Here is a 12,937-nt window from a genome sequence, read left to right as displayed (position 1 = left end):
GCAGGAACGCATTCTTGCAAGTCGGTTTTTTGACAATGGGACGGCAACATGTTCGAAAAATTTGACAAGGCTCTTGCCCGGCTCGAAGACGGATCCATGATCTTTCTGATGGCCGTCGCAATTTGCCTGACATTTCTTCAGGTGGTCATGCGCTATGTCTTCAGCGCGCCGCTTTACTGGGCCGAAGAAGTTGTACTCTATTCGATCATCGTAATGAGCTTTGTCGGCATCAGTATCGGCATCCGGCTTGGCAGCCACATCTCGGTCGACCTTCTTGATGCGCTTGTTCCGGAAAAACACATCCCCGTTCTTCGAATGATTGCCATTGTTCTCGGAATACTTTTTGCCGGTGCACTGGTCTATTTCGGCGGGAAACTTTTCCTCAATACGCTTGATCGTGGCCAGCTGTCGCCTGCCTTGCGCATCCCGGTCGCAGCAATCTACGCAATCATTCCCGTTTCCGGGCTTCTGTCGCTGTTTCGCTATGGCTATGCGTTCGTGCAGTTGCGACAGGGCAAGCAGATCGCAGCATCAGAAGAAAACCTTCGCGCCATGTAAGCTGCTTTTCGCGAAGCTGATTCCCGGTTTTTAACAGGGCAAAAGAATAATGTTATCAGGACTATTGCTTTCATTCGGCGGCCTTTTGCTATTTGGGTTGCCAATCTTTGCGGCACTGGCCTTTGCCGTTGTTGTTGCCGTCGGTTTCTGGGGACCATTTGATCCGGTAATTGTTCCGATGCGCATGTTCGCAGGCATGAACAATTTCTCGTTGATGGCCATTCCGTTCTTCATTCTTGCATCCGAACTGATGCGCATTGGCGGCCTGTCGCAACGACTGGTCGATCTTGCCACCGTTCTGGTTGGCTGGATCCCGGGCGGTATTGCTGCGGCAACCGTTCTGTCCTGCCTGTTTTTCGGGGCGATTTCGGGATCAAGTCCGGCAACGGTCATTGCCATTGGCAGCATCATGTTCCCGGCACTGGTGGCCGCGGGCTATGACCGCTTCTTTGCTATCGGCCTGATCACGGTGGCCGGAACGCTTGGCCCGATTGTTCCGCCAAGTATCGGCTTGATCATTTATGGCTCTGTGACCGGGGCATCGGTCGGCAAACTGTTTGCCGGCGGTGTTGGTCCGGCCCTTCTGATTGGGGCGCTTCTGATTGCAGCCTGTGTGATTTTTGCCATCCGTCGCGGCTATCCGCGCCAAGATTTCCCGACACGCGCGGCCTTCCTTCTGGCCATTCGTCGCTCGGCATGGGGTCTTGGTCTGCCCTTCCTGCTTTTGGGCGGCATTTATTCCGGTATCTTTACCCCCACGGAATCCGCGGCAGTTGCCTGCATGTATGGCTGGTTTGTCGGGGCCGTCATCTATAAGCAGATTGGCGTTGACGAGCTTAAAAGCATCTTGAAATCGTCGGGCGCCATTGCCGCGACATTGCTTTTGATCACAGCCGGGGCATCGGCCTTTTCGTGGCTTCTGACGATCACCGGGGCGCCGGGGAACCTGTCATCACAGGTTTTGAGCAACACAAGCGATCCCTTCACCATCGCGGCCCTGTTCAATGTTGTCATGCTGGTGACCGGCTTTTTCCTTGATAGTGCATCGGCCATCATCGTTCTTGCCCCGTTGCTTCAACCGATTGCCGCCCAGGTCGGTATTGATCCGGTGCATTTTGGCCTGATCACGGTTGTGAACTTCTCGGTCGGCATGCTGACACCGCCGGTCGGCCTGAACCTGTTTGTCGCGATGGGGGTATCAAAGATGTCGCTGCGCGATGTCTTGCGCGGCTGTCTGCCGTTTATCGCGATCATGATTGTTGCCCTGATCCTGATCACCTATGTGCCATGGATTACCTTGTGGCTTCCTGACCTGATCTACGCGCAATAAGGTAAAACGATCCGAACAGTTGGCGGGGCCGGAGAAATCCGGTCCCGCTAATTTCCTTCAAAGAACAGTCGCCGGTCTTTTTGACAGGTTTCGAGCAGAAATTTCCAAACGGACATCAAACCGGGAAACCGATGCAGGTCGCTCGACGAGGAAATCCAGTATTTGCGCTCGAATGCAATTTCCGGACAGACCCGCACCAGATCAAATTCCGAAATCAGATAGATCGGGAAAATCCCCAGTCCCAGCCCGGCAGCCGTGGCAAATAATTGCGACACCATGCTGGTTCCGCGGAACGCATATTTCAGATTTGGTGAAAGTTCTTCGTGATAATTCAGGGTCTGGGAGAAAATATGATCCCGGACATATCCGACCCACATATGGTCAAGAACATCCTGCGATCCCTTAAGCGGGCCGTGTTCGGCAATATAGCCTTCGCTGGCATAGATGCCCAATGTGTAGGGTGTGAGAACCTTTTTGATGATGTTTTCACCTTCGGGTTCTTCCAAGGTTACACAGATATCTGCTTCTCTGTTCGTGATCCGGGCCTGCTTGGGCAGTGAAACCAGTTCAAAATCAATATTCTGTCCACGAAGCCACCAGGAAATCTTTTCACCGAGATACCCGTTCCCGATGCCTTCTACAACACCGACGCGGATTTTCAGGCGCGGGGCTGCGGGACTGTTCTGCTGCGCAAAAGCAAGCCGTAATTGACGTTCACATTCAAGCGCATAGCTGGCCAGATCGCGCCCGTCGCGGGTCAGTTTATAGCCGGTCTTGTCCTGTGAAAACAGACGGACACCCATACTGTTTTCAAGGTTGGATATCCGCGCCTTGACCGTTACGCGCGACGTATCAAGAACCCTTGCTGCTGCGGACAGGGTGCCTTCGCGTGACAATACCAGAAGATGCTTTAAGTCATCCCAGTTCAGATCAAAATGGGGTTCTTGCAACCGTCAAAATTCCTGTGGATTTGCAAAGGTTAAATACACCTGCTGCCAAGCAGACCGGTCCTTTTTCTGACGTTGTGAGCATACCGGAAATGGCAGTTTGTTGAAACGACTTCTGCCCGGTTTCAGCAGGAAAATAGCGTTTGTTTACCCGCGCAATTGACCGAAATTCATTACACGCTATGATTGCATTGTGGCGCGCAGTTGAAACAATCGGGCTAATTTCGGTTGTGATGTTTAAATCCTTCTCAACAAACACAATCTATAGGCGAAGCCACCCAAACAAAGTCGCCCAGATAAGGTGACTTGAGGAACCAATGCATGCGCAGCTTCGTGACAGGGAATGTGAAGGATACATCTCGGTGGCTTTTGCCGATATGCATTTTGTGTTTGCTGAGCGCTGCTTCGGGCTTCATTTTCTTTTACGAAAAGTCGGTTGAACAGGAAGTCTTCAGCGACACCAATCAGGACCTGCAGCAGCTTCTTGCGCAGGGACGTTCGGTTCTGCTCAACGATCTTTACAGGTTTCGCGACAATCTGAGCTTCCTGCACGCGACCCCGCCAATTTCGGGGCTGACGCGGGCGGAAAGCAATGGCGGCATTGACCCGTTTGATGGCACCAGTTTTGACCAGTGGAAGCTTCGTCTTGAGACGATTTTCATCGCGATGCTTCACAACAATGCATCGATCGATCAATTGCGGATCATCCGGACCAATGATGCCGGATCCGAACTTGTCCGGGTGAACCGCAGGGGCGGCAATATTTATGCCGTGCCTAACCAAATGCTTCAGGACAAGGGCACAACCGACTATTTCGCCCACTCCGCCGCCCTCAAACCAGATGAGCTGTTTGTTTCACGCATCAATTTGAACCAGGAATTCGGACAGATTGAATATCCGATCCGGCCAACCTTGCGGTTGTCGCTGCCGATCTTTAACGAAGACGGCACGCGATTTGGCTTTCTGATCATGAATATCAACGCGCAGAACCTTCTGACGCGTCTGCAAAAAGAAGTCACCGGCGATTTCGAAATCATCCTGACCGATGATGACGGATTTTATATTGCCCATCCGCTTGAAGAATACCGGTTCAGCCGGGATTTGCTGCCGGAACATCGCTGGGACAAAGATTACGACACCCGCGAAAACGAACAAACCGGCCTGATTACCGCGACTGAACTCAGTTCGAACCGCCGATTTTATATTCAGGCATCCACCATTCAGTTTGCGTCAAACCCGGCATCCGTATTGCATCTGTATGCCGCAATTGCATCGCAACGGGTCGCCGACGTGATCTGGAAAAGGCGCCTGTCGACTTACGGGTTTGCGGCGGTTTCCATTATCATCATGACCATCACCCTTTTGCTTTTGCTGCGTGGATACAGAAACAGCATTCATCTTGCCGATGCCCGCGCAGAACACGAAGCAATCATCCGCAGTTCTTCTGACGGGGTGATCGGGCTCAAGCGATCCGGAACGGTTTCCAGCGTCAATGAAACCGCCGAAAAGCTTTTTGAAATCAAACGCGGCACGGCGATCGGGCGCAATATTGCCGATCTCAACATCCTGCCGGATGTCGATTTTGCCGAAAAGATCAAACAGGTCACAACGTCAAAAACACCTGTGTCCTTTGACGCTACGTTTGTTTCGGCCAGCACCGACAAAAAAGAACTTCTTTTGACCTGTTCCCCGATCATTAGCGACGGGCGCGGGATCACCGGGGCGGCGGTAATTGCCCGTGATGTGACCCAGGAAAGGATCGCCGAACGCCAGATCCGCCGCGCCAATGCCGAGCTTGAGGAAAAAGTTGCCAAACGTACAGCCGAACTTGCCGAAGCCCACAAAAAGGCGTTGCAGGCAAGCGACATGAAAAGTGCCTTTATCTCGAATGTCAGTCACGAAATGCGCACCCCGTTAAACGGCATGGTCGGTGCCCATAAACTGATCGAACGCGATCCACTGACCGAAAATCAGCGCAAATACCTGCTGATGGCCGAAACCAGCTGTTCGACCCTGATGACATTGATCAACGACATCCTTGATCTGTCAAAGATCGAAGCCGGGAAACTGGAATTTGAAAGCAAGCCGTTTAATCCCCTGCAACTGTTTGAAGCCATTGCAAGTTCATCGGTCATTCGATCACGTGAAAAGGGTCTGGATCTGATCCTTGATACGGTCGATCTTGATCATATTGAACTGTATGGCGATGCCACACGCTTGAAACAGGTGCTCAATAATCTTCTGAGCAACGCCATAAAATTCACCGACGAGGGATATGTCGGTATTTTTGTCGCCAGCAAAGTTGAAGGCGAACGCATTCGCCTTGATGTTTCCGTCGAAGATAGCGGTATTGGCATTTCAGAAGAAAACAAACACAAGCTTTTCACCGCGTTCACCCAGGAAGACACATCGATTTCATCCGAATTCGGTGGCACCGGCCTTGGATTGTCGATCTGTCGGCAGCTTTGCGGGCTGATGCATGGCGACATCAATTTTGATTCCACCAAAGGAACCGGAAGCCGCTTTTTCTTCCATGTGTATTTCGATGCCAAAACCGCCAAAAAACGTTCCGTTCCGGCACTTCTGAAAGACAAGTATGTCTTGCTTGATCTTGCGCATGAACAAGCTGTCATTGCGGTATCGCGCCTGATCAAACGACTTGGCGGTGATGTCATCAACATGAAGACAGACGCAGTATCAGACAAAATACGGCCGCTGCCCGATGTTGCAATTACCGATCACACCGATCGCGAACTTGAAAAATTCTGTGCGTTTCTAAGCACCCTGACAACCGATGGCGATACACCACCGCACTTGCTGATCGTGCAGAACTTCCGGCGCAATCCGTTAAAATATTCGGGTAAGACAAACTGGTTGTCCGAACCGGTCAGCTATTCCGAACTGGTTGCCAATCTGGATCCGGATCATCGCCAGCAACCCGCGCCGCATACGCCGTCCGCGACAAAGGCCCCGCAAGCGATCACTGACGACGCCCCCCAAACCAGCACCGCGGATGCCAATGCGGCATCTGACAAACTGGCGACCATTCTTATTGTCGATGACAATGCCATCAATATCGAAGTCGCCAAGGGATTGCTGTCGGGAATGGATTTCACCCTGCTGACCGCAACCAACGGTGCCGAGGCACTCGAAACCATGCGTCATGCTTCCGAGCCGATTCACGCGGTCTTGATGGATTGTCAGATGCCGGGCATGGACGGGTTCGAAGCCACCAAACAGATCAGAAGCGGCATTCTTGGCCCTGTCATGTCAAACATTCCGATCATCGCCATGACCGCCAATGCAATGTCGGGTGAAAAGGAAAAATGCCTGGATGCCGGAATGAATGACTATATCACCAAGCCGATCGAACCCGACCGGCTGGTGAACAAGGTCATGCACTGGGTCCAGAAGCAGCTTGCCAAAGGCCAATAGGCCCTTATGCAATCCGTCCCCCCTGCCAGAAAAGGCTTTGCATCATCGCCTGATGCAAATCATCGGCATTGATTGTTCTTCTTCAAAGCCTGTTTTGATTGATTTGTGATTGATTACCCGATCTCACGCCAAAACGTACGGATCTGGTTTTTGATCTCAATAATATTAAGGGGCTTTTTCATCCAGCCAATCGGCGGCAATGTCGTGCCAACGGCATCGTTATAAGATGACAGGTTGGCAGAACATATAATGACCGCCGTTCGGTGAAAGTTTGGCAAGTTGCGCAATTCCTGCAACAGCTGATCGCCGCTTGTATCTGACAAATTCATGTCAATCACCAGCAATTGGGGACCGGATGTTTCTTCAAGCGCATTGATCACTTCTGCGCCGGAATGAAAGAGCTTCAACTCGAATTCCTGATCTTCTCCAATTGCAGCAAACCAAACCTCATGCATCAACGGGTCATCATCAACGACCCACACATGCCTTAACGGATTGACACTGAACATATAAGTCACTCATTCGCCGCCAATGGTTTAACTATTTTATGATGTTAAACCATTGGTTGCCATCATTTCAATGTAACCTTTTATCTTTCGTGCAATGCGCCATCGAAACTTTTGATGATCGGGGATGCAAGATATTTGAACAGGGTTTTCTCGCCGGTGATGATATCGACCAGAACCGTCATGCCCGGACTGACCAGGAATTTGTCCTCTTCACCTACGATATAGCTGTTCATGGCGATGTCCGCCTTGAAGAACGGGGTTCCGTCTTCGTCAAAGAATGTCGATGGCGAAACACGCTGTACCGTGCCCTCGATTGTTCCATAGCGGGTATAGTCATATGTCAGAACTTTGATCTTGGCACTTTGACCGACGGTCACATGTCCGACATCATTTGTCGACAGACGGGCTTCAACGATCAGTTCGCTGTCATCGGGCACAATTTCCATGATCTGCGCACCCGGCGTAATCACCCCGCCGATCGTTTCAATATCGATCCCTTTGACGTATCCCGACACCGGGGACGTGATATCCAGACGTTTGACACGATCAACCGCACGTTTGATTGCCAGACGAAGTTCAGCGGCCTCGGTAGCAAGCGCACTGAGTTCGGCTGTCAGTTCGGCATGGAACGTCATTTCCATTTCGATCATACGCTGGCGTGCTTCGACAACACGTTCATTGATACGGTCCGCATCCAGGATCAATGCCATGCGTTCGCTTTGAAGACGGGCAAGTTCACGCTGATCCTGAATGAAGTCCAGACGCGGGAACAGTCCCTTGTCGACCAGAATCTGACGCCCGTCGACCTGATTCTGCATCAGATCGATTTGTTCGCCCAGCGCATTGGACTGGTGGGTTATCGTTGTCAGTTCAGCCTTGCGTTCGCGTTCCTGCTGACGAAGAACATCAAGCTGGCTTACCAGACGCTGTTTACGACTGTTCAACGCTTTCAATGCCGTTTCCGCAATTTCGGAATAGACACCGGTCTGCATCAGTTCGGCGGGTGTCGTTCCCTCGGCGGCGGATTTCAGCAACCCGTATTTCATGGTGACGGCCATCAAACGGGTTTCAAGCTGTTCAAGTTCGGACTGCGCGATATCGGGGGCCAGGCTGACAAGCAACTGTCCCTCGGTAACGTGCTGACCATCCTTGACCGCAAGATGAGACAAAATTCCGCCTTCGAGATGCTGAATACGCTGGATAGCGCCAACCGGCACAATTTCACCGGAACTGACCGAAATCTCGGCCATCGGTGTCTGGGTTGACCAGACAGTTGCACCAAGGAAGAAGACCAGCATGAAGACCACCGTAAACATGGCCGGCCGGTGGGTGGATTTTTTGTCAAACAACTGGATCGCTGTCACAGGGGCGTCGACTGCAAACTTGCTGTTGTTTGGTTTCCCGGTATCGCCCTGTGGGATGGCGTACTTGTTCTTGCTCATGATCAAGCTCCCCGCTTCTGGGACAGTTCGCTTGGCGCACAGTTGCGCACCAGCATTCCCTGATTAAGAACCAGCACGCGGTCGGCAACACGAAGATATTCCGGCTCGTGCGTGGTGAAAATGGTTGTCGATTTGCCGCGTCTTTCTTCGATTTCCGACATGAAAAGATGACGCGACTGAATGCTGGCGGCATCGGGTTCATCAAGAAGAAGCAACCCGCGACGACAATAGAACGCACGCGCCATCGAAAGAATGCGACCCAGGCTGCTTCGTGGGTCCAGATCGCAAAGCGACGTGTTGTAGCGGCTTGGCAACCGCTGAACTTCGAATTCAAGGCCCATCTGCTTGCAGATCAGTTCTGCCGAGATCGTCTTGTCGAACGGATCGGCATGTTCGAGATATTCACGAATGGTCAGGGGCAGATGAATCGTATCGCGTGACATATAGGACATCGATTGACGCAAAACGTTCGGCGGCACATGGCTTGGCGATACGCCATCAATCGTGATTGTGCCGATCTGCGGGGCGGTTGTCCCTGCAATCACATCAAGCAGAACCGACTTGCCCGAACCGCTATGGCCGGTAATGGCGATGGTTTCGCCCGCGGTGATTTCAAGTGACACATTGCGAAGTGCCGGGGAAATACCGCGCTGGAAGGTAATGGTCACACCGCTGAGCGAAATGTTGCCATTGATGCCCTTGATCTGGTTGCCCGTGCCGTCGGCCGCCGAATTGTCAAACATCATGTCGGCATTGGCCTGCGAGACATCCATCGAATTTTTGGTGTCGTTCCAGCGCAGCTTGGCTTCAAGCATTGATGGCACCGGGGACATGATCCGCCAGACCAGCGCAACCGAGGCAATCAGCGCACCGACTGTCAAATTCTGGTCCAGAACGGCAATTGTGCCAAATCCAAGCGTTGCTGTGACAGCAAGCGAACCAAGACCCGACGAAATGATGCGCGCAAGATGCAATTTGCTTTGACGCAGACGGTCTGCTTCTGACAGGCGGGCTGATGCATCACGGAACCTGTTGAGCCAGTTCTGCGTACGTGCCGCCAGTTTGATGGTCAAAAGACGACGGGCAATTTCATGACAGACAAGATTGAAATCATCGGCCTTCTGGATCGTCAGCATGTTGCGCGATGACGGCGGCGCCAGCAGCACCAGAATAAGCATCACGCCACCACCAACCACAAGTGCCGGCACCGCCGCAAGCCACCCACCCAACACCGCAAGTGCAATGAAATAGATGATGCTGACCGGACCTTCGATCAGCGCCATGCCGACCGGACCGGTAATGAAGTTACGCACGGTTTCAACATCACGCATCCTGGTCAGGCCAAGGCGGCTGTCAAACATCCGGGATTCGGTGTGCGAGATTTTGAGCAAACGGCTGAAAATCCGGGTATTGCCCCGGAATTCGGTATTGGCGGAAACCTTGGCTAATATCCAGGCACGGATCATCCGTGCGCAAAACTCACCAACCACGGCAAGCATGAAACCGACAATCACATAGGCAAGGATTGTTGTATTTTCGGCCGCAAGAACCTGGTCATAAATGGCAAGTGTGAATAGCGGCAATGCCAGACCAAGGGTACTTGATACCAGCGTCAAAAAGGCAATCAGCGGCCCGTGCCCGTCAAGATATTGCGAAATCTGTTCAAAAATGGTGGCCCGAATTGAACCGGCATTGCTGCGATTGTTTTCGGCAACCGAAAACACCAATGCGCGCCCGATCGAATCAAGCGCCGGCATTTCTGTTTCCAGACCATTATCGATCCGCAAACAGATGGGCGGGCCATCCCCGTTCGGGGCAATGGCAATCAGATTGCCTTCGCTGGTTTCGAAAACACACAGCAACCCGAAGAACAGCGTATCGCGCAACGATCCGTTCACCAGTTCCGGGGATGCGCCAAGGCTTAGCGAGAATTTTGCAATATCTTCAAGCTGCAAACGCTCATAATTCTGCGTGATGGTTGCAAGGTCTGCTGTCGTAACAGCCAAACCCGCCTTGACGAAAAGCCTGTGCAGCCCTTCGAAGCGAAGTCCCTCGAACGGATCCTTGGCATTCTCGGTTGTCGTGCGGCCTGCTGTGGTAACTGGAGTAAGCGTCATTTTGCTCTCGCCTCCACGGTTCTGATTTCTTGTAAGTGGCCTTCGGACAGCTTGAAGCGCCGCGACGAGACAGCCTTAAGGGTTTCGCGGTCGCTGAAAATCAGGACAGTTGCCTTGCCCGACAGGGCCTTGATCAACCGCGACAGACGGATTTCGGTGTTGGCATCAAGACCGAATGTTGCATCATCAAGAATGATGAATTTCTTCTTCACCGCCAGGGCCCGCACGATTGCGATCTTTTGCAGGAATCCGGTCGGCAGTGCGGTATTGGTTGAACCGATTTCGGTTGCATATCCCTTGGGCAGGCGCTTGACCGCCTGATCAAGTCCGATCAGATGGCTCAGATAGCGCACATCGGCATAGTTATCCTGGTTGCCCATGGTCAGCGCATCAATCACCGTTCCTTCCGGCAACTGGGGCGATGTCCCGATATAGGTTGTGTTGCTGCGAATGAGTTCGGCCGAACTGCCTTCAAGGCGGATACCATTGATGGTGATATTGCCCACGATCGGGCACAGCCCCAGAAGTGCCCGCGAAAATGTGGTTTTGCCATCACCGCGGCCGCCTTCGATGCTGACAATCGTGCCCGGTTCGATATCAACCGTAATGTCTTCAAGGCAGGCCTGATCTTCACCAACCCGGCAGACGCTGACCTGATAAAGCGAAAGTTTCGGCGCGGCACTCCAACGCGGCAGCTTGACCGCTGACGGTGCCGCATCGGTCGCACGGCCCAGCTTCAGTTTAAGGATTTCACGCTGTTTGTTCAGACGGTGCAGCTGGAACTGCATCAGGAACTGATAGCAGGTTTTAAGCGGCTCGATCGAACGACCGGTCAAAAGCGTGCACGCCGCCAGACCACCATAGGTCATATTGCCCGACAAAACCGAAAGCGCACCAACCACGATCACCGACCCGATCAGGGCCTGGGTGACAAAGGTAAAGATCTCGACACTGGATGCTGACAGGAACTTCATCCGGCGCAGGCTTTCGGAATGCGCGCCCTGAATGTTTACAAACTTGTCGGAAAGCGCGACCTCGCATGCCAGCGATTTGGCATGGCCCAGATTGTCAAAAACACCCGACAGAAAATGCTGACGCACATCTTCGCTATCGAAGTAGCTTTTTGACGCCCGCGTATGAAGAACGGCCAAAATCGAAATGACAATTGCAAACAGCATCAGCAACGTCACCGGCATCATGACCAGCCAGCCACCAATCAACCCGACAATCGCAAGAATGCCGATCAGAAATGGCAAATCCGCGATCAGTTGTGCCCGCAGCAAGGTAAATTCGCGTTTGCTGTTGGCGATATTGAAGGTCGAGCTCAGAACACCGAACGGAATGCGTGCCGCCGTCGGGAAGCTCTGACGCAACAGGCGCGAAAATGTCTTTTCACGCAGGGAATAATCAAGCCGGGCGGAAACCTTGGCCAGAATGGCCTGCCGCGAGAACCGCAACAGCATGTCGCACGCCACCACGATGACGATGCCGATCAGCAAGACTGTCAATGTCGGGATAGAGGAGCTCGGCAATACCCGGTCATAAACCAGAAGGATCGCAACCGGCATCGCCAGAGCCAGCAGGTTCAGCATTGCAGACGCAGCAAACAGGGTTAGCGCTTCATTCAAACGAATGCCGCGTGTCTTTCCTGCTGCCTGCAAAACCTGTGTTTGGCTCGTCGTTGACTCTGACATGAAATTTCCCTGGTTGCGAATTGCCAGCTCAGTTCATGCTCGGAGTTTAGTACGAGGCGGAAACACCTTTCAGTTTTGGGTCTGTAGCGAATTGTTATGCGATTGTTCTTGTCGATATGCTCGGGAAACGGTCAATTGTTGCCGGAATTGCTGAAAACATATCCCTTGCCGCGCACCGTCTGGATGAATTCCGGCTCGGCAGGTTCGCGTTCAATCCGTTTGCGCAGACGCGCAATCAGGATATCGATACTGCGGTCCATATATTCCCATTCCCGGCCACTCACCGCGACTGAAAGGTCATTGCGCGACAGAACCTGACCGCTATTGCTTGCCAGGAAATACAGCAATTCTGCCTCGTTTGCCGACAGCGTAAACTCGTCACCATTGTCATGCGTCAGACGATGTGTCTGGGCATCAAGTGACCACTCGGCAAACCGGATGTGCTTGTCGCCCGCTGCGGGTGCAGCCGGTTGGGCGGCATTATTCAGATTGGTTCGGCGCAACAAACTTCTTATGCGTGCCAACAGGTTACGCGGTTCCAGCGGCTTTGTGACATAATCATCCGCGCCAAGCTCAAGACCGACAATCTGGTCGATGCTGTCGCTTTTGCGCGAAAGAATGATCAGCGGCGAAGTCAGCGTTTCGCGCAACTTCCGCGTCAGGTCAAAACCGTCTCCGTCCGGCAACATGATATCAAGCAGTATCAGGTCAATTGTCTGGCTATCCAACAATTCCCACATTGCCTGGGCTGTATGGGCAACAACGACCTCATACCCTTCTTCGGATAAATAAACCTCAAGAAGATTTGTGATATCAGGATCGTCATCCACGATCATGATGGTCAGGCTTTGTGTCAAAAAAGACCCCATTTCAATTGCACACTAGGCATTACAATTCAATAACAT

The 12,937-nt window shown here is 52.5% G+C and carries 9 protein-coding genes; 3 read left to right on the top strand and 6 right to left on the bottom strand.

Features of this window, described 5'->3' with window-relative positions:
* Nucleotides 1–48: 48 nt before the first annotated feature.
* A complete protein-coding gene (locus tag SIB88_RS06265) occupies nucleotides 49–558 on the top strand; it encodes a TRAP transporter small permease (protein WP_101245651.1) in 510 nt (169 codons plus the stop codon).
* A gap of 49 nt (nucleotides 559–607) precedes the next feature.
* Complete coding sequence (locus SIB88_RS06260; protein WP_068519433.1) at nucleotides 608–1,888, top strand: TRAP transporter large permease; 1,281 nt, start codon at nucleotides 608–610, stop codon at nucleotides 1,886–1,888.
* A 47-nt stretch (nucleotides 1,889–1,935) separates the two neighbouring features.
* Here the strand turns inward: SIB88_RS06260 and SIB88_RS06255 are convergent, their stop codons facing one another.
* Nucleotides 1,936–2,838: a LysR family transcriptional regulator gene (locus SIB88_RS06255; protein WP_068519432.1), complete on the bottom strand. Its 903-nt coding sequence runs from the start codon at nucleotides 2,836–2,838 to the stop codon at nucleotides 1,936–1,938.
* A 387-nt stretch (nucleotides 2,839–3,225) separates the two neighbouring features.
* Between SIB88_RS06255 and SIB88_RS06250 the strand changes: the two genes are divergently transcribed.
* On the top strand, nucleotides 3,226–6,270 hold the full coding sequence (locus SIB88_RS06250) for a response regulator (protein WP_412557643.1): 3,045 nt from the start codon (nucleotides 3,226–3,228) through the stop codon (nucleotides 6,268–6,270).
* A gap of 113 nt (nucleotides 6,271–6,383) precedes the next feature.
* On the opposite strand, the gene SIB88_RS06245 is transcribed toward SIB88_RS06250, so the two are convergent.
* The 5 genes from SIB88_RS06245 to SIB88_RS06225 form a co-directional block, all read right to left on the bottom strand.
* On the bottom strand, nucleotides 6,384–6,779 hold the full coding sequence (locus tag SIB88_RS06245) for a response regulator (protein WP_412557642.1): 396 nt from the start codon (nucleotides 6,777–6,779) through the stop codon (nucleotides 6,384–6,386).
* An 80-nt stretch (nucleotides 6,780–6,859) separates the two neighbouring features.
* A complete protein-coding gene (locus tag SIB88_RS06240) occupies nucleotides 6,860–8,221 on the bottom strand; it encodes an HlyD family type I secretion periplasmic adaptor subunit (protein ID WP_412557641.1) in 1,362 nt (453 codons plus the stop codon).
* Nucleotides 8,222–8,223: 2 nt separating this feature from the next.
* Nucleotides 8,224–10,338: an ATP-binding cassette domain-containing protein gene (locus SIB88_RS06235; RefSeq protein ID WP_412557640.1), complete on the bottom strand. Its 2,115-nt coding sequence runs from the start codon at nucleotides 10,336–10,338 to the stop codon at nucleotides 8,224–8,226.
* A complete protein-coding gene (locus tag SIB88_RS06230) occupies nucleotides 10,335–12,032 on the bottom strand; it encodes an ATP-binding cassette domain-containing protein (RefSeq protein ID WP_412557639.1) in 1,698 nt (565 codons plus the stop codon). The genes SIB88_RS06235 and SIB88_RS06230 overlap by 4 nt, the downstream gene beginning before the upstream one ends.
* A 131-nt stretch (nucleotides 12,033–12,163) precedes the next feature.
* Entirely contained in the window at nucleotides 12,164–12,901 is a 738-nt protein-coding gene (locus SIB88_RS06225) for a response regulator (RefSeq protein WP_412557638.1), read from the bottom strand.
* Nucleotides 12,902–12,937: the final 36 nt, after the last annotated feature.

This window comes from Thalassospira sp. MIT121401, assembly GCF_047125595.1.
GTDB classification, from domain to species: domain Bacteria; phylum Pseudomonadota; class Alphaproteobacteria; order Rhodospirillales; family Thalassospiraceae; genus Thalassospira; species Thalassospira povalilytica.
Note: the sequence above shows the minus strand (reverse complement) of the source record. Positions and strands in the feature narration are given on the sequence as shown.

What these genes read in the sequence shown, in the direction of transcription:
- SIB88_RS06260 (WP_068519433.1), top strand. Translation starts at nt 608, where the DNA reads ATGTTATCAGGACTATTGCTTTCATTCGGCGGCCTTTTGCTATTTGGG.
- SIB88_RS06245 (WP_412557642.1), bottom strand. Translation starts at nt 6,779, where the DNA reads ATGTTCAGTGTCAATCCGTTAAGGCATGTGTGGGTCGTTGATGATGAC.
- SIB88_RS06225 (WP_412557638.1), bottom strand. Translation starts at nt 12,901, where the DNA reads ATGGGGTCTTTTTTGACACAAAGCCTGACCATCATGATCGTGGATGAC.
- SIB88_RS06265 (WP_101245651.1), top strand. Translation starts at nt 49, where the DNA reads ATGTTCGAAAAATTTGACAAGGCTCTTGCCCGGCTCGAAGACGGATCC.
- SIB88_RS06235 (WP_412557640.1), bottom strand. Translation starts at nt 10,338, where the DNA reads ATGACGCTTACTCCAGTTACCACAGCAGGCCGCACGACAACCGAGAAT.
- SIB88_RS06240 (WP_412557641.1), bottom strand. Translation starts at nt 8,221, where the DNA reads ATGAGCAAGAACAAGTACGCCATCCCACAGGGCGATACCGGGAAACCA.
- SIB88_RS06230 (WP_412557639.1), bottom strand. Translation starts at nt 12,032, where the DNA reads ATGTCAGAGTCAACGACGAGCCAAACACAGGTTTTGCAGGCAGCAGGA.